The 22,695-nt window shown below is 46.9% G+C and carries 25 protein-coding genes; 16 read left to right on the top strand and 9 right to left on the bottom strand.

What is annotated here, in order from left to right; all coding sequences use genetic code 11:
- Positions 1 to 7: 7 nt before the first annotated feature.
- From C558_RS0124395 to ytaF, 7 genes are all read left to right on the top strand, one after another.
- Positions 8 to 853: an ABC transporter permease gene (locus C558_RS0124395; RefSeq protein WP_018758941.1), complete on the top strand. Its 846-nt coding sequence runs from the start codon at positions 8 to 10 to the stop codon at positions 851 to 853.
- A 32-nt stretch (positions 854 to 885) separates the two neighbouring features.
- Entirely contained in the window at positions 886 to 1,893 is a 1,008-nt protein-coding gene (locus C558_RS0124390; RefSeq protein ID WP_018758940.1) for an ABC transporter ATP-binding protein, read from the top strand.
- A complete protein-coding gene (locus tag C558_RS0124385; RefSeq protein ID WP_018758939.1) occupies positions 1,890 to 2,867 on the top strand; it encodes an ABC transporter ATP-binding protein in 978 nt (325 codons plus the stop codon). The genes C558_RS0124390 and C558_RS0124385 overlap by 4 nt, the downstream gene beginning before the upstream one ends.
- A gap of 37 nt (positions 2,868 to 2,904) precedes the next feature.
- Positions 2,905 to 3,357 carry a hypothetical protein gene (locus C558_RS0124380; RefSeq protein WP_018758938.1) on the top strand — a complete coding sequence of 151 codons (453 nt, stop codon included), beginning with the start codon at positions 2,905 to 2,907 and terminating at the stop codon, positions 3,355 to 3,357.
- A gap of 148 nt (positions 3,358 to 3,505) precedes the next feature.
- The gene (locus C558_RS0124375; protein ID WP_018758937.1) at positions 3,506 to 5,101 is read left to right on the top strand and encodes a peptide chain release factor 3; all 1,596 of its coding nucleotides are present in this window, start codon (positions 3,506 to 3,508) and stop codon (positions 5,099 to 5,101) included.
- Between the two features lie 175 nt (positions 5,102 to 5,276).
- Positions 5,277 to 6,314, top strand: a complete 1,038-nt coding sequence (locus tag C558_RS0124370; protein WP_018758936.1) for a hypothetical protein — start codon at positions 5,277 to 5,279, stop codon at positions 6,312 to 6,314.
- Positions 6,315 to 6,387: 73 nt separating this feature from the next.
- Entirely contained in the window at positions 6,388 to 6,990 is a 603-nt protein-coding gene (gene ytaF, locus C558_RS0124365; RefSeq protein WP_018758935.1) for a sporulation membrane protein YtaF, read from the top strand.
- Positions 6,991 to 7,024: 34 nt separating this feature from the next.
- Here ytaF and C558_RS0124360 read toward each other — a convergent pair whose 3' ends face one another.
- The 4 genes from C558_RS0124360 to sspI form a co-directional block, all read right to left on the bottom strand.
- Positions 7,025 to 8,101, bottom strand: coding sequence for an efflux RND transporter periplasmic adaptor subunit (locus C558_RS0124360; RefSeq protein ID WP_018758934.1), 1,077 nt, complete (start codon positions 8,099 to 8,101; stop codon positions 7,025 to 7,027).
- A 33-nt stretch (positions 8,102 to 8,134) separates the two neighbouring features.
- Complete coding sequence (locus C558_RS0124355) at positions 8,135 to 9,496, bottom strand: ABC transporter permease (protein ID WP_018758933.1); 1,362 nt, start codon at positions 9,494 to 9,496, stop codon at positions 8,135 to 8,137.
- Entirely contained in the window at positions 9,493 to 10,188 is a 696-nt protein-coding gene (locus C558_RS0124350) for an ABC transporter ATP-binding protein (protein WP_018758932.1), read from the bottom strand. Before C558_RS0124350 ends, C558_RS0124355 begins: the two co-directional genes overlap by 4 nt.
- Positions 10,189 to 10,427: 239 nt before the next feature.
- A complete protein-coding gene (sspI, locus tag C558_RS0124345; RefSeq protein WP_018758931.1) occupies positions 10,428 to 10,658 on the bottom strand; it encodes a small acid-soluble spore protein SspI in 231 nt (76 codons plus the stop codon).
- 142 nt (positions 10,659 to 10,800) lie between these two features.
- Between sspI and C558_RS0124340 the strand changes: the two genes are divergently transcribed.
- From C558_RS0124340 to yunB, 3 genes are all read left to right on the top strand, one after another.
- Entirely contained in the window at positions 10,801 to 11,466 is a 666-nt protein-coding gene (locus tag C558_RS0124340; protein WP_018758930.1) for a potassium channel family protein, read from the top strand.
- Positions 11,467 to 11,473: 7 nt separating this feature from the next.
- Complete coding sequence (locus tag C558_RS0124335; RefSeq protein ID WP_026264114.1) at positions 11,474 to 12,265, top strand: TrmH family RNA methyltransferase; 792 nt, start codon at positions 11,474 to 11,476, stop codon at positions 12,263 to 12,265.
- A gap of 335 nt (positions 12,266 to 12,600) precedes the next feature.
- Positions 12,601 to 13,437: a sporulation protein YunB gene (gene yunB, locus C558_RS0124330; protein ID WP_018758928.1), complete on the top strand. Its 837-nt coding sequence runs from the start codon at positions 12,601 to 12,603 to the stop codon at positions 13,435 to 13,437.
- A gap of 36 nt (positions 13,438 to 13,473) precedes the next feature.
- On the opposite strand, the gene C558_RS0124325 is transcribed toward yunB, so the two are convergent.
- Positions 13,474 to 14,571, bottom strand: a complete 1,098-nt coding sequence (locus tag C558_RS0124325; protein WP_018758927.1) for a M23 family metallopeptidase — start codon at positions 14,569 to 14,571, stop codon at positions 13,474 to 13,476.
- Positions 14,572 to 14,709: 138 nt separating this feature from the next.
- Here C558_RS0124325 and lipA point away from each other — a divergent pair, with 138 nt between their 5' ends.
- Complete coding sequence (gene lipA, locus C558_RS0124320; RefSeq protein WP_026264112.1) at positions 14,710 to 15,603, top strand: lipoyl synthase; 894 nt, start codon at positions 14,710 to 14,712, stop codon at positions 15,601 to 15,603.
- Positions 15,604 to 15,651: 48 nt separating this feature from the next.
- The gene (locus tag C558_RS33335; RefSeq protein ID WP_018758925.1) at positions 15,652 to 16,215 is read left to right on the top strand and encodes a YutD family protein; all 564 of its coding nucleotides are present in this window, start codon (positions 15,652 to 15,654) and stop codon (positions 16,213 to 16,215) included.
- An 86-nt stretch (positions 16,216 to 16,301) separates the two neighbouring features.
- Here C558_RS33335 and C558_RS0124310 read toward each other — a convergent pair whose 3' ends face one another.
- Positions 16,302 to 17,117, bottom strand: coding sequence for an NAD kinase (locus tag C558_RS0124310; RefSeq protein WP_018758924.1), 816 nt, complete (start codon positions 17,115 to 17,117; stop codon positions 16,302 to 16,304).
- Between the two features lie 89 nt (positions 17,118 to 17,206).
- Positions 17,207 to 18,244, bottom strand: a complete 1,038-nt coding sequence (ylbJ, locus tag C558_RS0124305) for a sporulation integral membrane protein YlbJ (RefSeq protein ID WP_018758923.1) — start codon at positions 18,242 to 18,244, stop codon at positions 17,207 to 17,209.
- Positions 18,245 to 18,758: 514 nt separating this feature from the next.
- Here ylbJ and C558_RS0124300 point away from each other — a divergent pair.
- Positions 18,759 to 19,136, top strand: a complete 378-nt coding sequence (locus tag C558_RS0124300) for a globin domain-containing protein (RefSeq protein ID WP_018758922.1) — start codon at positions 18,759 to 18,761, stop codon at positions 19,134 to 19,136.
- Positions 19,137 to 19,156: 20 nt separating this feature from the next.
- Complete coding sequence (locus C558_RS0124295) at positions 19,157 to 19,861, top strand: DUF2225 domain-containing protein (RefSeq protein WP_018758921.1); 705 nt, start codon at positions 19,157 to 19,159, stop codon at positions 19,859 to 19,861.
- 110 nt (positions 19,862 to 19,971) lie between these two features.
- On the opposite strand, the gene C558_RS0124290 is transcribed toward C558_RS0124295, so the two are convergent.
- Together C558_RS0124290 and C558_RS33330 are read right to left on the bottom strand one after the other, a co-directional pair.
- Positions 19,972 to 20,211, bottom strand: a complete 240-nt coding sequence (locus C558_RS0124290) for a hypothetical protein (RefSeq protein ID WP_018758920.1) — start codon at positions 20,209 to 20,211, stop codon at positions 19,972 to 19,974.
- Positions 20,208 to 20,381, bottom strand: coding sequence for a YycC family protein (locus tag C558_RS33330; RefSeq protein WP_018758919.1), 174 nt, complete (start codon positions 20,379 to 20,381; stop codon positions 20,208 to 20,210). Before C558_RS33330 ends, C558_RS0124290 begins: the two co-directional genes overlap by 4 nt.
- A 108-nt stretch (positions 20,382 to 20,489) precedes the next feature.
- Here C558_RS33330 and C558_RS0124280 point away from each other — a divergent pair, with 108 nt between their 5' ends.
- Together C558_RS0124280 and C558_RS0124275 are read left to right on the top strand one after the other, a co-directional pair.
- Complete coding sequence (locus C558_RS0124280) at positions 20,490 to 22,271, top strand: M3 family oligoendopeptidase (RefSeq protein WP_018758918.1); 1,782 nt, start codon at positions 20,490 to 20,492, stop codon at positions 22,269 to 22,271.
- A gap of 4 nt (positions 22,272 to 22,275) precedes the next feature.
- On the top strand, positions 22,276 to 22,689 hold the full coding sequence (locus C558_RS0124275; RefSeq protein ID WP_018758917.1) for a GNAT family N-acetyltransferase: 414 nt from the start codon (positions 22,276 to 22,278) through the stop codon (positions 22,687 to 22,689).
- The last annotated feature ends 6 nt before the right edge of the window (positions 22,690 to 22,695 follow it).

Here is a 22,695-nt window from a genome sequence, read left to right as displayed (position 1 = left end):
TAGACAGATGAATCGAATGAGATGGCGTAATGTAAAAGCACAATTCAAAGAGCAAAAGACGGGCATCGTAGCCCTTATTATTCTTACTATTTTCATCATCGGGGCCGTGTTCGCGTTCTTGTCCCCTTACGATCCGAACAAACTTGTCCCGACAGAGCGGTTGCTGCCGCCAAGTGCGACGCATTGGTTCGGAACGGATGACTACGGACGGGATTACTTTGCGAGGGCATTATACGGGGGGCGTGTATCTTTAAGTGTCGGATTTTTGGCGATGGCCATTGCCGTCGTTGTAGGGACAGCCGTTGGCGCGGTCAGTGGTTATTTTGGCGGGTTCATTGATAACCTGTTAATGCGTATGGTTGATGTCCTGATGTCTATTCCGTCGTTCTTCTTAATGCTTATTCTCAATGCTTATTTGAAACCAAGTATTCCGACGATAATCATCATTATCGGGCTGCTCAGCTGGATGAGTATTGCGCGGATTGTCCGCGCGGAGACACTATCGGTGAAGGAGCGGGAATATGTGATGTACGCACGTGTATCGGGTCAGAGCACGCAGCGGATCATTACGAAGCATATTGTACCTAGCATTCTGCCGACCATTATTGTATCGGCATCCATTAATATCGCATCCGCGATTCTGATGGAGTCGTCACTCAGCTTCTTAGGTCTTGGTGTGCAGCAGCCAAACTCTTCATGGGGCAGCATGCTGAACAATGCGCAAGGCTTTATCGGGGAAGCGCCGTATATGGCGATAATCCCAGGGCTTTTTATTCTATTAACAGTGCTTTCATTTAATTTTCTCGGGGATGTATTCCGCGTCGCATTCGAACCGAAGGTGAATCGGCGTTAACCCGTGAATTATGACTTAACGGAGTGAGACGTATGACAGAATTATTATCCGTGCAAAATTTAAAAACGTCTTTTATGACGCGTGATGGTGAGGTTGAGTCGGTCCGCGGGGTTAGCTTTGACGTGCAGCAAGGCGAGGTTATTGGCATCGTTGGCGAGTCAGGCAGTGGGAAGAGTATTACTGCGAAGTCCATCTTAGGGCTAATCCAGCCTCCAGGTGTCATTAAAGATGGTAAGGTTCTATTTCACGGCCAAGATCTACGCCAAATGTCGGAACCTCAGCTGCGTCAAATTCGCGGGAACAGAATCGCGATGATCTTCCAAGATCCGATGACTTCGCTCAATCCGGTGAAGCGTGTTGGATCGCAGATGATTGAAGTGATTCGTCGGCATCAGAAATTAAGTAAGGCAGATAGCCGTAAACGTGCGATTGAGTTGTTGAGGGAAGTAGGAATTCCTTCGCCAGAGCAGCGGATTGATCAATATCCGCATGAGTTCAGCGGTGGGATGCGTCAGCGCGTTATGATTGCGATGGCTTTATCCTGTAAGCCAGAGCTCCTCATCGCGGATGAACCGACGACGGCGCTCGATGTAACGATTCAAGCGCAAATTCTTGCGCTCATGAAGCAGCTGCGCGATAACACGAAGACTTCGATCCTGCTGATTACACATGATTTGGGCGTCGTTGCTCAGGTATGTACACGCGTCATCGTCATGTACGGTGGGATGATTATGGAGGAGGGCACGGTTGAGGATATTTTCGAACGTCCAAGCCATCCTTACACGCAAGGCTTGCTGCGATCGATTCCGCGCGTAAAGGAAGGGCAGCGTGAGCGCCTGGCGTCCATTGAAGGGACGCCGCCGAACTTGCTTCATCCGCCTTCAGGTTGCCCATTTATGGAACGTTGCCCGCATGCGATGGACAAATGCCGTGAGATGCCGCCTTATTTCGTACCAGAAGAAGGACATCGTTCGCTCTGCTGGTTGCTCTCAGATGACATGAAGCATGGTGCTAAGGGTCGAGGGGAGGAAGTACAATGACTAAGAAGGACGATGTATTGCTCGATGTTCGAAATTTGAAAAAATATTTCCCAATGGGTTCCGGAGGCTTCGGGCGTGAAAAGAAGGTACTTAAGGCAGTTGATAATATCAGCTTTCATATCAACCGAGGCGAAACATTTGGACTTGTCGGCGAATCTGGTTGTGGGAAATCAACAACAGGTCGAAGCATCGTACGTCTTCATGAGGTGACAGACGGTGAAATTTGGTTCGACGGCAAAGATGTCGCGAAGATGAAGGAGAAGGAGCTTAAGCCATTCCGCAAGCGGATGCAGGCGATTTTCCAAGATCCCTATTCTTCACTGAACCCAAGCATGAACGTCTCGCAAATCATTAATGAACCGATGGAGATTCACGGGTTCGGCAGCCGCCAAGATCGTCAGGATCGTGTGCTCGAGCTTCTCAATAAGGTAGGGCTAAAATCCGAACATATTGATCGATACCCGCATGAGTTTAGTGGTGGGCAGAGACAACGGATCAGTATCGCAAGGGCTTTGTCCGTCAATCCGGAATTCATCCTATGTGATGAGCCGATCTCGGCGCTAGACGTGTCTGTACAAGCACAAGTGGTGAATATGCTGGAGGATTTACAGGGTGAATTCGGTCTGACGTACCTATTCATTGCCCACGACCTATCGATGGTTCGGCATATCTCGAATCGGATCGGGGTGATGTATTTGGGTAAGCTGGTTGAACTGGCACCGAGTGATGAGCTCTACACCCATCCGGCACACCCTTATACACAAGCGCTGCTATCCGCCATTCCGGTACCCGATCCGAAGGCTGCTGCGATGCCGTCCGAATTGCTCAAGGGCGATTTGCCGAGTCCGCTGAATGACATGCAGGGCTGCAAGTTCGCTTCCCGGTGCCCATTCGCGACAGATCACTGCCGTGCAGAAGAGCCGGAATGGAAAGAAATATCGCCAGGTCATTATACAGCCTGTCATTTATACTAAGTGAAACTTGGAATCATGGGGAAGGGATGTGCTGGCTATGAGCAATATCGTAAGAATCTCGCAGAATACGGCGATTATGGTGGAGCGGGCGCACCGCTTCGGTATAACCGATGATGTGCTGCTTAACGTGGTTCAAACAGGTGATTTATCACCGCTTAAAGTTGCTGAGGAAGAGTATTACAGCTATGATGATTTTCTCTCTTATGCAGAAGAGAATGGCGAGCCTCTAGAGCAAGCGATTCGCGAAGGCTACAAGATTACTTTCAATACGAATAACGGGTTGAAAATCTGGCTCTTCGAGCGTTTCGGTGTTGAAGCGGGGCGTGACTTCACGGCGAGTGAAGGACGTGTAGATCAGCTTCGTCTATCTTCAGTGAATGTTGATTCATTAAAATCAGCCCTAGCTGCCAATTGGGTCGTTATCGAACATGAACGTCAAGGTGAGGATCAAGTCATATCGGTTGTTATTCGTGCATTGGCAGCCCAATAAGAGATATATTGAGACGCTTTCCTGCCGTGAGGTAGAGGAAGGCGTCTTTTTTATGAAATGGGTGCTATCACTTCCAATTCGAATACATTTTCACGCTTCAATATGTTACAATATAAGTTATGATTTTGTAGATGAAGGGACATGGGGCATGAGCAAAACATTAGCCGAAGAATTACAGATTGAAGTCGATAAACGACGCACGTTCGCAATCATTTCTCACCCGGATGCTGGTAAAACGACATTGACGGAGAAATTGCTCTTATTCGGAGGCGCGATTCGCGAAGCTGGATCGGTAAAAGCGCGTAAGGCAAGCAAGCATGCAACATCGGACTGGATGGAGATCGAGAAGCAGCGTGGTATCTCGGTAACGTCCTCTGTGATGCAATTTGATTATAAAGGTCATCGGATTAACATTCTGGATACGCCAGGTCACCAAGACTTCAGTGAAGATACGTACCGTACGCTGACTGCTGCGGATAGCGCAGTCATGTTGATTGACGTCGCCAAAGGGGTCGAGGCTCAGACCGTGAAATTGTTCCAAGTCTGCGCGAAGCGTGGGATTCCAATCTTCACGTTCATTAACAAATTGGACCGTGAAGGCCGCAGCCCATTCGAACTGATGGAAGAGCTGGAGGAAGTGCTCGGCATTCGTTCGGTACCGATGAACTGGCCAATCGGCACAGGCCGTGAGTTGTGCGGCGTCTATGATCGTGTCCATAACCAAGTGGAATTGTTCCAAGGAAATGATCATTCCGAAATTCAAGTTCGCAAGGTTGATAGCTACGAGGATCCAGTCATTCGTGAGATGGCGGGCGAATTCTTGCATGATCAATTGTGTCAGGAGCTTGAGCTGTTAGATGTTGCGGGCGATCCGTTCGATCTCGAGAAAGTCAAACGGGGTGAATTAACACCTGTATTCTTCGGAAGCGCGATTAATAACTTTGGGGTGCAGACATTCCTCGAGAACTTCTTGGAGCTTGCACCGAAACCAACAGCACGTAACAGTACGGCTGGTCCAATCGATCCGCTCGAGAATGAGAAGTTTACAGGATATGTTTTCAAAATTCAAGCGAACATGAACCCGGCTCACCGTGACCGAATTGCTTTCTTGCGCATCTGCTCTGGGAAGTTCCAACGCGGCATGAGTGTACGCCATGTACGTGCGGGTAAGGACATTAAGTTGTCGCAACCGCAGCAATTCCTTGCACAAGATCGGGATATTGTTGAATATGCATATCCAGGGGATATAATTGGTTTATTCGACCCCGGTATATTCCGTATTGGAGATTCGTTAAGTCAGAGCAGTGAGGTCGTATTCGATGAGCTGCCGACGTTCTCGCCGGAGATCTTCGCGAAAGTAACGGTGAAGAACGCATTGAAGCATAAGCAATATCAAAAAGGCGTTGACCAGCTGACAGAAGAAGGTACGATTCAGGTCTTCCATTCGGCTAGCGGCTTCGATGAGACGATCCTAGGCGTCGTCGGACAACTCCAATTCGAGGTATTCGAATACCGGATGAAGGGCGAGTATGGCGTCGATGTGCAATTGCAGCGTATGTCATATCAATTCGCACGATGGATCGTGGATGAGGAGAATAAAATCGATCCAGGCAAGTTCCGTATTAATTCGCAGCTCGTCACGGATAAGAAGGGCAATTATGTTGTCCTCTTCGAGAATGAATACGCGATGCGGACGGCAATGGACAAGAATCCAACGGCAAAATTCCTTGAAACAGCGCCGTAACAAAACATTCATCAAAACTTAAGGTTATCGATCAGCTTTGGCTATCGATAACCTTATTTTTTTATGATAAACTGTATCATATTACCAATTCGTGAAAGCGCATCCAAGGAAAGAGGGTGAGGCGAAATTAGCGCAGCAGCAGGTACTATGGATTGTAGCTAAGGAGGGAATTACTATGTATCGGTTACTCATCGTAAACGATGAGCCTGAGGAACAGGATAGGTTAGAGGAGCTCATTACTCGGCGGTTGCCAGGGATATTCCAGCTCCTTCGAGTAGAAAACGAAGAGATAATGATACGGTGTATCGAGCAGAGGGGAACCGATATCCTGTTGTTGAATGATACAGATGTTAATCGCTCTTGTGCGATGAAGCAGCTCGACCCTCAATGCAGGATATTATACACTATCCCGGACGCTCAGGATTCGGATGAAGATTTACTAAATGCACTTCGCAGACAGGTACAGGATTTAGATCTGGAGCAATGGAAGCGGTTAGAGCTCCGTATGGCATCAAAGCCAACAACAACGTTAATCTCGATTACTGAGAATTTATTGGCCATTTCCCTTATGATGGAGACGATGCAGGATACCAAGTTCCGGCAGCTTACAGAAATTCTCAATCTTCAATGGAATACAGGGTATGCGATGATGATTGCTTTCCCCCAAATTGAGGGGATAAGCCCGACGGAGAATCATATGCGCTTATCTAGATATTATGATGCTGTGAATCAATTTGCAAAGCAGCTAGCTCCATGCGTAGCTAGCCCTATGATGAATCGATATATGACGATTTTCTTCATCACTGAAGATGATCAGACCTCGCTAGGTAAAGCTGCATTATTACGTGCTGAACGCCTCTATAAGCTTTTGGATTACATGTATGGAACGAATGTAACGGTTGGGATCGGTACGATCAGACCTGTGATCGAGCTGCGTCAATCGTACCGTCAAGCTGCGATTTCTGCAGCATATGGTGAAGCGCACGCGGTTCCTATGGCAACGATCGAGGATGTACAGCGTAGTGCGGCAAGAAGGAATACGGCGTGGCTGAAGCGGGATACGTCGATTGAATTTCAGTTGCGTCCGGAGTTAGGCGCTATGGCGAATGAGCTTGAGGAACAGCAACGGCAAGCGCTTATCAAGCTGATGGAGCAGATCGATCCTCGTGCTAATGTAGTGGCTCCTTCGACGGACACAATCCAATTTGGATAATAGATATCGGTTTCTGTCACATCTTCTTAAAATGGGCATAGAGTAGGAGGGGATATAGAAGAGGTGATTGAATTTGCATTGGATATCTGTGATTATGTTTGCAGTTGCTTCCAATTTGGATAATTTGGGGATTGGTTTGTCTTTTGGAATGAAAAGAACTCGAATTCCTTGGCTACCGAATATTCTGATTGCATGTATCACAATGATCGGTACTTATTTCTCGATGCGGATGGGCGAATGGCTGGTCCAATTCATCTCAAGCGACATGGCGAATTTGTCAGGAGCGCTTGTTATTATTCTTATCGGGATTTGGACGCTATGGGGAAGTATACGGTCCTCAGACTCCAAGGAGGAGCTTGAAGCTCCTACCTTATCTGAGGTACTGCGCAATCCGATCCATGCGGATCAGGATCATAATCAAGTGATTTCATGGAAAGAATCTCTAGCACTTGGCCTAGCGCTTACGCTGAATAATATTGCTACCGGCATTGGCGCCGGCGCAACAGGAATATCAGCGCTCTGGACGACGGTAATCACTGGTATACTCTCTGTATTATTCATCGGCGTAGGCTCCAACGTCGGCAGGAGAATGGCTAGAACATGGTTCGGGCGTTACTCCAATGTGTTAGCAGGCATCCTGTTGTGCCTTATCGGTTTGTATGAAATATTAATATAATCCCGGGGTTGTTAATTTGTTAATTCCGATTCATCTACTGCAATACGACCGTGTCTTTCTCCTTCAATCCTTCAACGACTTCCGTCTTATCCGGCGTTTCAAGGCCAATTTTGATATATTTCTTCTCCAGGCCATTTCCTGATTTGAGCATGACGTAATATTGATCTTTCTCACGTTGTACAGCAATTGTCGGAATGACCAATACATCCGGTTTATTTGCAACCTCAATGGATCCCGTTAAGCTGAGACCCGCGATGAGGTTTTCATTTTTGGACAGGCTGATATTAACTTGGAACTGTGCGGATTGGGAGGCATTCTGCTCGGTGCCTGTTTTCGCGAATTTCGATACGCTAACGACCTTCCCGGTAAGCGTAACGTTCTTGAGCGCATTGATTTTTACTTTGACAGGCATGCCTTCCTTGATCTGAAAGACATCTTGTTCGCCGACATAGCTCACGAGCTGAAGCTTATCTAAGTCGACAATTTTACCGATCCGATCATTCTCATGCACCGACTTCGGAATCGCATTCGCATCATCGAACAAGAAGATTCCGGAAGCTGGTGTCTTGAAATCCGATTGCTGCAGCTTCTTGCGTTTCGAATCCAACTCTGTCTTGCTGATTTGGTCATTCACTTGGTTCAGCTCATTCATAATTTTGTTCTTCTCACGTTCCACGAACCCACGCTTCGCGTCCGCCTCAGATAGGCTTAACGTGGCTTCTGTATCCGCAACATTGGCCTGAAGGTCACTAAGTCTGGCTTCAAGAGCAGATTTCTGAAGCTGCGCTTCGAGCTGCGCAATCTCATTATGTATCTTCGTACGATCTAGGGAAAATAACGTCGCTCCTTGCTTGATCTGCATGCCGTCCTTGACATTCCATTTGAGGATGGAAGCGTCATAAGGGGCATAAATGACCGTCTCATTGAGATAGGAGGACTTGCCTTTTACATCAATGGTCTTGGATAAGTTCTCTTTGGTAACTTCAAATTGCAAGGTCGAGTCCAGCCCATCGGCAACAACAGGCGGTTTCGGCGAGCTGAGGCTGTAGAGACCGAAGCTAATCCCAATAATGATTAAGGCCGCGATCCCAAGCCATATTTTCTTTTTCATGATCGATGTCACTCTCCTGTAATAGTTCGTGTTCTAGTCTCGTTTGATGGCTGTTAGAGCATCCGTTCTCGATGCGCTGATCGCTGGATAAATGCCAGATAATATACCGGTCAGGACGGCGAAGAAAATGCCAACGCCAAGAATCCAGGTGGAAATAAAGAGGATGCTCTGGTCTCCGCCCTCGGTTGCCATGAGGAGTGCATTAATCCCCCAGACGACCCAATAGGAAAATAGAATGCCGAACACACCGCCGACAAGTCCGAGGAGTGCCGATTCTACGATGAACATGTTGCGGATTTGCGCGAGGTTCGCACCAAGCACCTTCATAATCCCGATCTGTCTTCTTCGTTGATAGGTTGACATGGTCATGGCAACAACAATCGATATGGATGCAATGAACAAGACGAATAACCCGACCCCAAGTGCAACCGTACGAACGATGGCGAATTGTTCTGCGAGTCGATCCTGCTGATGTAAATTGTTCTGAGGTGTTAACCTTAGTTTCTTGATCGTTTTGTCTAATGTCTCGACATTCTTGATGTCATCGACTTTGACGACAGCTTTGTTGAATTCTGCGCTTAGCTCTGGAGTAAGTTCGGTGCCAGGTCGCGCAGCTTTCATTAAGTCGGTAATTTGGTCAGCTAGTGCATGGGAGATATAAGCATCCTTCATCCAGGAGACTTGATTATCCGATACACCAGATGGTTTGGCTAGCACGCCAACAACTCGGAGCGGGATTTCTACGATTTTGGGATTGTTCAGATCTTGGGTGACGTCGACTTTCAGCTTCAACTGCTTCTGGTAGAGTGGTGTCACGATTTTATCCATCTCTCGGAATTGCTCCCAGAGGGCTTCATCATTCGGGTTGGCCCGGATTTGCTTGTCCCGTGCCTCCATCGCTTCTTGATCCATAAGCCCCATCATCGCGCCATAACTGAGCACGACGGTATTCTCTTGTTCCGAGATGCCGCCTTGCTTGAATTTGTTATCGAACGCTTCGAGCGATTCCAAATTGGTCGCAGTCAGCTCTAGACGTCCTTCCTTGGTCTCATCGACACTGAATCCGAAGTTTCCAATACTTTTGTAGGTTCCTACGGCCTTGACATGAGGAAGCTGCGCAATAATATCGAGCTTCTGTTTTGTAATGATGCCACGATCTGAATCGGATGAACTGCTATCTTGAGAGGTGTTAGCTTCATTCGTTATCGTAATCTCATCAATTTTGAGAAAAGAATTGACTTGTTCCTGCGCGTATTGCTGTGCGGACTCGCCTAAGGATAAGGCAACGATAATAGCAGCGGAACCGATGGCGATTCCGATGGTACACATGGCCGTAACGACTTTGCGCCGTTTGAGCTGGTCCCAACCAATGTTCAAATAATCGCGTATTCTCATGTGGCCTGACCTCCCGTCTCAACCATCTGGTCGATCAAATAGCCATCCCGCAGTTGAATGATCCTTTTCGTACGATCAGCAACTTCCTTCTCGTGAGTGACGATGACGAAGGTCAGCTGAAGCGATTGGTTCAATTCAACGAGTAGATCGATAATTTCATTCTCTGTCTTTGTATCCAAGTTCCCTGTAGGTTCATCTGCGAACACAATGGTAGGCATCGTAATAAGCGATCGCGCGATACTGACACGCTGCTGTTGTCCACCGGAGAGCTGAGAAGGGAACATCTCGGTCTTTTCTTTGAGTCCAACCTTCTCGAGCAGGGATAGAGCTCTCTCTTTACGGCTGCTAGGCTTGACCCCTTGGAATACAAGAGGAAGCTCCACATTCTCGCGTACGGTCATGTGCGAGATTAATTCATAGGCCTGAAAAATAAAGCCAATGTTCGTACGCCGAAATTCGGCCAGTTTATTCTCGCTCATTTTCTCAATGGCTTGATCCGCAATCAAGATCGTTCCTTCCGTCGGTTTCATCAGACCTGCCATCAAGTTGAGCAGCGTGGATTTACCAGAACCGGAACTGCCGAGCAGTGCGACGATCTCGCCCTTATGTATGGTGAAATTAATGTCTCTGAGGACTGGAGTGTCTTCGCTCCCATTGCGAAAGACGTGGGATAAATGTTCTACACGCAGCAAGATGCAGCCTCCTTTCTAGTATGGTGCTATGGAATTAGACGACGAATCTATTAGCTTCCCCTTCATCGCCATAAAGGCAGCTCAAAAAGAAGTCACCTTTCTGAACCCTATTTTATGTAAATACTATACTAGAACGTATCAGAAGGCTTTTCGTTTCTCTTTTCTACGAAATTTGTTGCATTGAAATGTGATGAAAATGTGAAAAACCTTTCCCAATATAGGGAAAGGTTCGCGATTATTTACGAGTGAGCGGGGGCGTCGGTGGAGAGCTTCTCTTGCAGCGCATGGATAAGCTCATGATGTGTCTTGTCATCAACCTGTTTCCAGATCAACTCGAACAACACGCCAAGCCCGGGAAGCGCCTTTTCGTCATAATCGATTGAATCCTCAATCATGTCGGCAATCTCGGCATCGGTCTTATTCTGTACTTTACGGAGAATAGCTTGTCGCAAATCCAGTTGTATACCCATGTACTTGCACCTCCAGAGTGGATTCTTGTGTACTATGCCCAAGATTAACCGGAATGATTCTTGAGAAAATGTGCTTTTATGCGTTCGAAGGTTGTGTGGTATAATAAGCACAATTGAGATTTCTACGGGGAAGGTGACAGAATTGGCTAAAAAACAATTTGCAGTCATTGGGATGGGGCGATTCGGCTCTAGTGTGGCTCGTGCCATTAGCGATATGGGGTTTGAGGTTCTAGCGATCGATAGTGATGAAGGTCGTGTGCAGGATATCGTCAATATTGTCACACATGCCGTATCTGCCGATTCGACAGATGAAGAAGCGTTAAAAGCACTCGGTATTCGTAACTTCGATGTGGTCGTTGTTTCGATTGGACAAGATATTCAATCCAGTATTTTGACAACGTTGATTCTTAAAGATCTTGGTGTTCCAAGGATTATTGTCAAAGCGCAGAATGAATTGCACGGAAAAGTGCTCAATAAAATTGGGGCGGATAAAGTTATTTATCCGGAGCGGGATATGGGACTTCGCGTCGCGCATCATTTAGTCTCCCCGAACATTATGGATTTTATCGAACTGTCGAGTGATCATAGTATTATCGAGATGCAAGCCGCGCCTCAGATGGTAGGCAAGAACTTGAAGGAATTAGATGTGCGTGCGAAATTCGGGTGCAACGTCATGGCGATTAAAAATAATGGGAAAATGAACATTTCTCCAAATGCGGATGATGGCATCAAATCCGATGATATTCTCATTATTGTCGGGGCTAACAAGGATCTTCAGAAGATGGAGATTCACTATTCGAATGGGTGAGGGGTACATGGAAATTACATCTTTACAGAATCCGCGGGTGAAGCAATGGGCGCAGCTTCTGGAGAAAAAAACGCGAGATAAAGAACACAAATATATTATTGAAGGCATTCATCTGGTACAGGAAGCGCTTATCTCAGGTGCATCGGTTGAATGTATCGTGTATAGCTTGGAGCAGGGCATGCCTGCGGAAATTGAGAAGCTGACAGCATCGCACTTGGATGTGGAATGGATCGGCGTTACGTCAGCGATCATCGCCAAATGCAGCTCGACCGAGACGCCGCAGCCTGTCTTCGCAGTCGTTCACAAGCAAAGCTCGGACATGGGCGCCTTAATGGAACGAGAGAATGCGCTAGTCGTCGTCGTAGATGGCGTACAAGATCCAGGTAATCTCGGCACGATCATTCGCAGCGCGGATGCTGTGCTGGCTGATGCAGTGATTCTCGGGAAAGGCACAGTGGATCTGTACAATCCGAAGACGATTCGCGCAACGATGGGTTCAATGTTTCATTTGCCGATTCTGGAAGGGAATCTGAATGAATTACTCCCTGCAGCCAAGCAAGGTGGCGCACGGATTGTGAGTACCAGCTTACAAGCGGAGCACACGTGCTATGCCTATGATTTTCGTCCATCGACATGGCTGCTCGTCGGGAATGAAGGCAAGGGGGTATCGGCAGAGGCAGAAGCCTATGTCGATGATCGGATTATTATCCCGATGCCGGGCCGTGCGGAATCGCTTAATGTTGCGATGGCGACATCCGTATTGCTATATGAGGCGCTTAGGCAGCGGCGATTTACATAGTTGCATATGATGATCAGAAGGGAAGAGCACGGGTGTATGCCGTGCTCTTTTTCATGTCGAAGCGATGCAATAAAATATAATGCGTGTTCAAAAAAGTCGGCTTTTCAGCACCTAAGAGTTTTCAAAGAAAACTTGCTTCGTAAGTATCAGCTGAGGTTGTGAGAATCCGAAGAAGGAGGAACGCAAGATTCGGTGTCGAATTCGCTTCTTGTAGCACTTCGTGGGTAAAAGATGACTTTTTGAACTACCACTGATAGCCTGTTCTTCTTTTTCTGGGCCATGCTGCATAAGCTGTTAGAGTTAACGGTATGATGTGTCCCACAGGAGGAACGCCTATGCAGATTAGGAAAGGGTGGCGAAGCAAGCCTACCCGCAAGCCCGGGAGCAAACGAAAACTGTTCTTTATCGCACTCGTCGTCTTTACCTTACTATCGATGCAATCATTAATATTCTTAGAGAAGAATCTAAAGCCGCCAATTATGGCGCTAGCCAAAATCCGGATTAAACAAATCGCGACCCAGGCCATCAATAATGCGATCTCGGAACAAATTGCCAGCGGCAGTAACTTTCAGAATTTGATTGATTGGAAGACGGATCGGGATGGCAAGGTCGCTGGATTTATGATGAATTATGCGGAGAATATGCGAATTACTTCTCGTACCAAAGAGGTTGTCGAGGGTACCTTGAAGAACATTGAAGATTTGAACGAGCATATTCCGCTCGGTCAAGCATTAGGGAGCGCCGTGATTGCCTCTTTCGGGCCTCAAATTCCGATTCGCTTAGAACCACAAGGCGCCGTAAAAGTGGAGTTGAATACAAAACAGCAGGATGCAGGCATTAATATGGTTCTGGTCGAAGTATACATCCGTATTGTAGCAGAGGTATCCATCATTATCCCGTTCGATACCGAACCCGAAGTGGTCGAGTCTAATATACCGATCTCCTATATGATGGTGGTTGGCAATGTTCCGCAATATTATTATGACAATAAAGGTAAAGCCATAGGTGACAATAGTGCGGGAGCGCCTAGCCTGGCGTTACCGGGTCTTAACACACCTTCTTCGGAACAGAAAAAATCACAAGGCACGACGACAACGGTCATTACCGATTCGCATGAACAACAGTCGAATGTTTCTGTCGATGTTAATGCGAATCTAGAAGGCAAGAAATAATCTCTCTGTTGGAACGAAAAGTAAGGCAGTCAACCTCTATTGGTTGCCTGCCTTTTTCAATGCGCGTCGTTCATCGTTCTCCCACTTGCGTAGGAGTGGATAAGGGTCGAAGGACCACTCTGTCCATCCCCGATCACGGTAAATTCCATAATGCAGATGCGGTGGGAATTTTCCTTGTGTGCCTGGTTTGCCGTATCCCGAACTGCCGACCCAACCAATGACTTGGCTTGGCTTGACAAGATCTCCGACTTTCAGCGTCTTCTCGAATCCTGATAAGTGCGCATAGTAGTGGTAATAATTACTCAAATCACGAATTCCAACGCGCCAGCCTCCAAATGGATTCCAACCCTTTGTCTCTACGATCCCATAGCAGGTGCTGCGTACAGGTACGCCATATCTTGCGAAGATATCCGTTCCCTCATGGATACGAAAACCACCCCAGCTGCGGGAAGTCCCCCATGTACTGCGGTATGAATAATCCGCATGAAGCGGGACAGGGAAAGCATGCTCATCAAGGGCTCCATAGCCGAATGTCGCGTAGATGTTGGCGAACTGATTAATACGTGTCACAGCGTTCGAGTTATGGTAATAATTCCAGAGTCCGATGCTGAAATCGTCCGCTGAGGTTCCATAGCTGCTAACGTAGGACGCGATGCTATAGAGGAGATCGAGATCGTTGGTCGGATCTGCAATTCCATCACCGGAGCCGTCTTTGCCAAGTCCTGAATAGATCGAGATTGACTTCGGATTCTGATCTGCATAGTCTGGGTTTAGCCAGCCGCTCCATGCCGGTTCCTGAATAGCTATTGCGGTAATTCGATTGGTAGCTTGTTGTTGAATGGTAGTAGCAGCCGACTTTTTCGGTGTCTTCGCAATCGTGCGTTCATATTGGTCAATGGCAGCCAGTCGATTCCAGGAAAGACGTGTCTTAGCTTGAATATTGTCATAAATGTTTTTTCGTTTACGTAGAGTCTCTTCCTTTGATTCAGGCTGTGATGCTTGCTCAGTGTCAACTTTAGCGTGTGCTGCTATACGATGGGAAGTGGTGTCAATCAAGACAATCGACAGACTGATTGCTGTTGTCGCAGCCAGACAACGTAAGCCGATCCGTAACGTTCGATGGTTCCAGAGCACAAACAGTTCCCTCCAATTTTTTTATCATATCATTAGGTTGAATCAAGGATGTTCATTTTATCCAAGCTAATTATGTGGTATAATTACGAAGGTATGAGCCAAATCAAATGTGATTGTTATACGAAAGAAGGTAGCAGCATGACAACGGAACAGCGAGAACGTAAACCAGAATGGATCAAAATAAAACTTACAACCGGTGAGAATTATACCGAAATTAAAAATATGATGCGTTCCAAAACATTGCATACGGTATGTGAAGAAGCACGTTGCCCGAATATTTATGAATGCTGGGCGAATCGAACAGCTACATTCATGATTCTTGGGGATATTTGTACACGGGCTTGCCGTTTCTGTGCGGTAAATACGGGATTGCCCACGGAACTTGACTTGCAAGAGCCGGAACGGGTCGCTGAGTCTACAGAACAGATGGGACTTAAGCATTGCGTCGTCACTTCGGTTGCGCGTGATGACTTGCAAGATGGCGGTGCGATGATCTTCGCAGAGACCGTTAAGGCGATTCGCCGTAGAATGCCGTTCTGCAGTGTCGAGGTATTGATTCCAGATTTCATGGGGAATGAGGATGCGCTGCGCGTTGTAATGGATGCGAAGCCAGATATTCTGAATCATAACGTCGAGACGGTTGAACGTCTATCGGATCGTGTACGTGCCAAAGCGAAATATGATCGTACGCTGGAGCTGTTGCGTCGTGCGAAAGAGATGCAGCCACAGATCCCGACGAAATCAAGTATTATGCTTGGCGTTGGCGAAGAATGGGATGAAATTCTTCAGACGATGGATGATCTGCGTGCCGTGGGTTGTAATATTTTAACGATTGGTCAATATTTGCAGCCGACGAAGAAGCATCTAAATGTCGAGAAATATTACCATCCAGACGAGTTCGCGAAATTGAAGGAAGAAGGCATGAAGCGTGGATTTAGCCATGTGGAATCCGGACCATTAGTTCGTAGTTCGTACCATGCACATGAGCAAGTACAATCTGCGTCGAAGGCAGATGCAGCACAACAAGTATAAGCTTATATGTAGTGTTAATCAGTTCATAGGGTCGAGGAGAGGGTAGGCTTGATTCATATCACCGGCAAAACGTATGAGGTAATAACGGATCATAAGAACGGATGGAACCCAGAAGCGTTCAAAGAACGGTATAGTGATGTGCTCGACCGTTACGACTACATCATTGGCGACTGGGGATACAATCAGCTCAGACTTAAAGGGTTTTTCCGAGATAATAACTCCAAAGCGACCAAGGATACGATGATTGCCAGTATGGTCGATTACATTAATGAGTATTGCAACTTCGGATGTGCTTATTTCGTGGTGGAGAAAGTGCGTGAGCAGAAGCCAGAGAAATCTGACAAACCTGAGAAGCCAGAAAAGACAGAGAAGACGGACAAGCCAGAGAAAACCGAGAAGTCCGAGAAATCGGATAAACCTGAAAAGGTGCAGCAGGATGGCGGCGGGCAGCCCGCGCAGAAGCAGCATGCGAAGAAACAGCAGCAGACTCAGCAACAGCAACAAAAGGTTGATAATAAGGCTGACAACAAGCCTGAGAAAGCAGAAAAAGGCCAACAACCATCATCATCAACACAACCACTCGTACAAGCGAGCAGCGGGACTTCCGAATAGGGAGTCTCGTTTTTTTCATTGGGACATATTTCATAATAAAAAACCAGATCTCGTTGTACGCAGACCTGGTTTGAATGAAATTTATTTTATTGAAAGCCTTGCCCGATGAAGGCTTGTTTGACCCGATTCCAGAAGGGAAACGGACGAAATCTTGCAAAGCTTACCTTTTTAGCGGATACAGCACAACGAATGGACTGTAGTTGATCTACCGCGATGGTTAAATGATCGAGTGATAAGATAAGACGTTGGGTTTTGCTGGAGTAAATATCGCAATGATGATGCTTCGGCAGAATCAGCGAGGAACCCAGCGTACGATATACCCGGTTGTTAATGGACGCAATTTCGGCGATTTGCAGTGCTTCAATACTCGGATGGATCAGGGCACCGCCGACACTTTTGTTATAAGCCGTACTGCCTGATGGTGTTGAGATACAGATGCCATCCCCACGGAACATTTCGAATATTTGATCATTGATATCGATTTGGGCTACGAGTGTACCGTCGACCCCTTTTAACGTAAATTCATTCAGTACTTGATATTTCTCGAGGCCATGTTCGCTGACAATCTCTAGCTCAATGAGCGGGTATTGTACAATGCGAGGTGTAATCGAGTCTGGGAGCTTCGTACCTGCCATCAAGTTAACGAGCTGTTCTAGTTCATCGGCTTGCCAATCGGCATAGAAGCCCAAATGCCCCGTATGGACCCCAACGAAAGAAATACGATCCAATTGATCGCTATATTTATGAAAAGCGTGCAGCATCGTGCCGTCGCCGCCGATCGATACGACAACTTCGGGTGCTTCCTCATCAAATTTCATACCGCGATCCGCAGCCAAGCGATGAAAATTCGCTGTGAGTTGGTTGGATATTTCATCATTACGATTTTGCACATTGTATCTCAATGGAATAAGAGCCCCTTTGTCTTGTGAAAATGATATGCTTGCCTCATTAGATCATAATCAATCTGCAGAGAGAATACAATGTTTGTTTGTCAGGATTTGTAGAATAAGAAGACAAAGATCATAGCGAAGATCCCGTGTGCGAATCTTGCGATGAGGAAAGGCCAGTAGCGTAAGTTCGTTGCGTTCAGAATGCTTGCAACTTGGGCGTGTACGGATAGCCCACCCCAAGAGAGAACAAATGCGGCAATGGCAAGCTTGGTAACAAGCGGAATATCGATTCCCGCGGTTCCGGCCGATTTTGCACCGAGTGTAACCTCGAAGATGCCGTTCATAATCGATTTGGACATTTCAGGTGGCATGCCGAACAACCCCAAGATGGACTGAATCAGACTATACATGCCGTTCATGACGTGTGCGGAGGTGAGTAATTCGAGTATAACAGAGAAAAAGACGACAAGTCCGCCGACGACCATCATGAGCTTCAGGGAGGATTGGAGGGAATCGCTCAATAGCTTCCCTAGATCTCGGCCATCACGAAGCCGGGCCTGATGCATCGCGCGAATGGCAAGGCGGATTCGGCTTTCTCTGGATACTCCCGTTGAGGGCTGAATGGGCTTCGTCGAAGATGAACGTGCACCATGAAATCGCATAAGAAAACCAATAAGTATCCCCGCACCATAGTGAGCAAGTGCAAGAATAGGCGCAACACGGGCATCTTGGAAAAAGCCAACAGATACAGCACCGATGAGAAAGATCGGGTCTGAAGTTGTCGTAAAGGCGACAAGCCGTTCCCCTTCTTCCCGATTGACCAGTTTCTGATCCCAGAGTTGAGCCGTTAATTTGGCACCTACAGGATAGCCAGAAGCGAAGCTAATCGCAACGACGAACCCGCCTGTCCCAGGAATGCGAAAAATCGGACGCATCAGCGGATCCAATAGGGTACCTACGAAATGGACAATTCCGAAGCCGAGCAGCATTTCCGAAATGACAAAGAAGGGAAACAGAGCGGGAAACAGGACATCCCACCAAATGGCAAGACCGCGAACTGAGGATTCCAGGGTCGCGCTCGGAAAAATGATCATGAATACGACAATTGCACATGTTATCAAAGCAATGATAGGTGTCATTGTTAATCGTAATCGCAAATGGGTAAGCCTCCTGCTCGTCAAAATGTTAGAGTTCTTCCTAGCCAATATATGAAAAAAGCAGGACAAACATGACCCTTGGATAGGACAAGGGATGAAAAATAGTTTAAGAAAACGGTTACAAAACATGTTTAATTTTTCGCATCCTATGCTACAATAGAACTATATACGAAAAAAGAGGGGTCAACGGCAGAAATACATTTTTTAGAAAGTGGTGTGATGAAGATGAGTCTTGTGGCGGGCATTCTCGTATGTGCTTTTGTTTATGTTATTAGAGCGTCTTTAACACCCGGCGAAGAAGAGTGGGATAGCTAGACCTTTAGAACCATGATGTAGGGCTGTTATCTGACTGCCTGAGGCTATGAGATAAGGAAATCCGTGTCTATGAGGCACGGATTTCTTTTGCGTATACTCGAGTAACATTTAGCAGATATGCAGCGCGTTTATTTTTGTTATAATAATGAGGCAACGAAGATAAAGAGAGGATGGGTGGAACGTGAAACCGAATAGTACAATTTACGAAGCTTTGGGTGGTGAGGATTCTGTTCGTCGCTTGGTGGCAGCCTTCTATCCACGCGTGCAGCGCAATGCGCTGCTCGGACCGCTGTTTCCAGAAGATATTGTGCCTGTGCAAGAGAAACAGTATATGTTCTTGAGCCAGTTTTTTGGAGGCCCTTCTTTATACTCTGATCAGTACGGACATCCGATGATGCGGGCAAGACATATGCATTTCCCGGTAACGAAGGAGCACGCGGATGCTTGGCTCCAGTGTATGAACGAAGCGCTACAAGAAATTGAAATTGAGGATAGTCTGCGCAATTTTGTGTTAGAGAGATTATCAGGTCCGGCTTATCATTTTGTGAATACACCTTAGACAGTATTGGAGGCAGACACATGGCGCTCGAACCGCTTTATCAAATTAAAGTGAACTGTATTTTCTGTGAAATGGAATATCGTACTTCACGCGTACGCCAAAGTCTTAAGAAACCGTACAAGACAGATAGCGATTTTTGTTCGCATTATAAAGAAGCCAATCCGGATTTTTATGTTGTACGGGTCTGTCCGAATTGCGGCTATGCTTCGACGGAGAATGGGACGGAAAAGCTGACAGATAAGCAGCGAAAAGCATTTGCTGAACAAATTCAGCCGCGCTGGGTCCAGCGTGAGTATGGCGGGGAACGGACATGGGAGAAAGCACTTGAGACCTATCAACTTGCGCTCTTGTGCGCGCAGACGATTCAAGATTCTGAAAGGCTTATTGCCAGTCTGCTGCAGCATATTGCCTGGCTCTATCGTTATCAAGAGAATATCGAACAAGAGCAGAGATTCCTTAAATTCTCGCTTGAGGCGTATATTCATGTGTATGAGCTGGATGGGGTGGGTGCGAATAACGCGAGGTTATTGTACCTCATCGGAGAATTATACCGCCGCGTGGGTAACAATCATGAAGCCGTGAAATGGTTCTCTCGTGTAATCAACGATAAGAATATTGTGGATTCTGCGATGATTCATGCGTCACGTGAACAGTGGAAACTCCTTCGCGAAGAAATGCAGGAGCAGCATATGGATTTGTCTGAGGAAATGAGCGAAGCGAAGTAATTAGTGCTTGTATACATAATGGACGCAACAAAAAGCCGCACGTACCATGAAGAATGGAATGTCCTAGGTTTGGATTGCGGCTTTGTTGCGTCTTCATCTTGATTTCCAGTTTACCGCCGTCCTCGTAGAGGTTCCGATGCTAGCAGATAGTCATGATCCATATCGACCAAGGTAACACGATGCGAGCAGCATGGGAAGACGAGCAGCTTCTTTTTCCCGTCATGAATGTCTTGCAGCTCCTTCGGCTTCAAGGGCAAGAGAACATTCTCTTTGCTGCAGAATGGGCAGGCGTGGATGTAAATATCGTTCATGATCTGTTCATAAGGCCATGTATTTTCGAACGGAATCATTGCTTATCCTCTTTAGACGGGGCGTCTGTTATTGCTGTATCAGCTTTGGCAAGATCGGCAATTTTCTGCATTAGAATATGTTGCGGCATATGCATTAGATGCTCAAGCGGGACACCAAGCTTCTTAGACAATGCGATAGCAGTTTCAGGCGATATTTGTAAAGGTTTCATACAGTTCCTCCTTTGTGGGACAATAATTCGGGTTCAGTTCAAATGCAATTCAATGCTATTCCAGTATACCATTCATCAGAAATGGACAAAAGGACAGGTGAAAAATTCATGCAACAACCATTACAACAAACATGGGATCTAGAATCCATCTTTGCAGGAGGTTCCTCCTCGGACTCGTTCGCACAATTTCTACTACAGATCGAGAGCGATATTAAGGGACTCCAACAACAATTAACATCGGCTGCAGGTTCTACAGATGTGAATTCATTTAGAGCATCGCTTCAATCGCTTCAAGATATTACGCTTCGTGTTCGTGAGGCAGCTTCCTTCGCTTCTTGTCTAACAGCAGAGAATCAGAAGGATAAAAAAGCGACCATGCTCGTAGGACGTGTTACGACAATCAATGCGCAGTTGTTGTCCGTCATGACGGTGTTTGATGAGCAAATCCGTTCGTTGGATGACGGAGTCTGGAGCGAATGGCTGAAGCAGTCTGAGATCGCTGAGGTAGCATTTAACTTGAATGAACGTCGCGAATGGGCCAAAGAAAAGCTATCTCCAGAGCTCGAAGCACTTGCAGGGGATCTTGCGGTTTCCGGGTATCATGCATGGGGAGAGCTGTATAACACGATTGTCGGCAGCGTACAGATTCCTTGGCAAGAAGGCGATAAGACAACGCACTTGTCCGCTGGTCAAGCGTACAATAAATTGTCAGATGGCAGCAGTGAAGTTCGCGCTGAAATGTTCAAGAAGTGGGAAGAGGCATGGGGCGAGAAAGCAGATTTCTGTGGCGATGCCTTGAATCACTTGGCAGGGTTCCGTCTGAAATTATATGAGAAACGCGGCTGGGATTCGATCCTCAAAGAGCCGCTTGCCATTAACCGGATGTCCGAAGAGACATTGAATGTCATGTGGGATGTCATCATTAAGAATAAACCGATCTTCATCGAGTATTTGAATCGGAAAGCGAAGCTTCTCGGTACGGAACGTCTAAGCTGGGTGGATGTCGAGGCACCAGTGGGTGCTTCGAGTCAAGTGATTTCCTATGATGAAGGTGCACAGATCATTGAAGAACAATTCCGCAAATTTAGCCCTAAACTGGCGGATTTCACCGTTCAAGCGTTCGAGAAGCGTTGGATCGAAGCCGAAGATCGTGCAGGTAAACGTCCTGGTGGGTTCTGTACTTCATTACCGGTGAGCAAAGAGACGCGGATCTTCATGACGTATGCGGGAACGCCTTCAAATGTCTCAACGTTAGCCCATGAGCTAGGGCATGCCTATCATCAATACGTGACCGATGGATTGCCAGCGATGGCGCAAGAATATGCAATGAATGTGGCAGAAACGGCATCAACCTTCGCGGAATTGATCGTATCGGATTCTGTTGTGAAGATGGCGAAGAGCGACGATGAGAAGTTGGCATTGCTCGAAAACAAAATTCAGAACTCCATCGCATTCTTCATGAATATTCATGCACGGTTCTTATTCGAGACGCGTTTCTATGCGAAGCGTAAGGAAGGACTCGTCGGAGTTGAGGAATTGAATGAGCTGATGGTGGCGGCACAGAAGGAAGCTTTTTGTGATGCACTCTCCGAGTACCATCCGCACTTCTGGGCGTCAAAGCTTCATTTCTACATCACGGATGTGCCGTTCTATAACTTCCCGTATACGTTCGGGTACTTGTTCAGCGCAGGGATTTATGCGCAAGCGATGCAAGAAGGTGCAGCATTCGAGCAGCGTTATATCGATTTGCTGCGTGATACAGCACGTATGACGGTTGAGGAATTGGCTCAGAAGCATCTAGGCGTCGATCTGACGAAGCCGGAATTCTGGCAAAAAGCAGTGGATCTCTCGATTGCCGATGTTCGTGAGTTCATGGCAATGACAGAATAAGCCTATGAATCCTTCTATCGATGTCATTCATCAGGTACCAGATGCAGATGAATATATGGCACTCCGCGTCACAGCAGGACTAAGTCCGAAAAGTATAGAAGGTGCGAAGATCGGACTGCAAAACTCCGTCTTCGCCGTATCGTTGAGAAATGCGGATAAACAGCTTATAGGAATGGGAAGGATCATTGGTGATTGCGGTTGTTTTTATCAAATCGTAGATATTGCCGTGGACCCAGCATACCAAGGAAAAGGCTATGGCAAAACGATAATGGCTGAGCTCATGAATTACTTGGATACGTATGCACCGAAGGACTCCTATGTGAGTCTGATCGCAGATGTTCCAGCGGATCAGTTATATCAGAAATATGGTTTTGCTCATACGGCTCCTCGTTCTGTGGGCATGTATAAGAGGTATTAATTAAAC

This window comes from Paenibacillus terrigena DSM 21567 (genome assembly GCF_000374845.1).
GTDB classification, from domain to species: domain Bacteria; phylum Bacillota; class Bacilli; order Paenibacillales; family Paenibacillaceae; genus Paenibacillus_K; species Paenibacillus_K terrigena.
The sequence above is the reverse complement of the archived record's forward strand: the minus strand, read 5'-3'. Positions and strand labels throughout refer to the sequence as shown.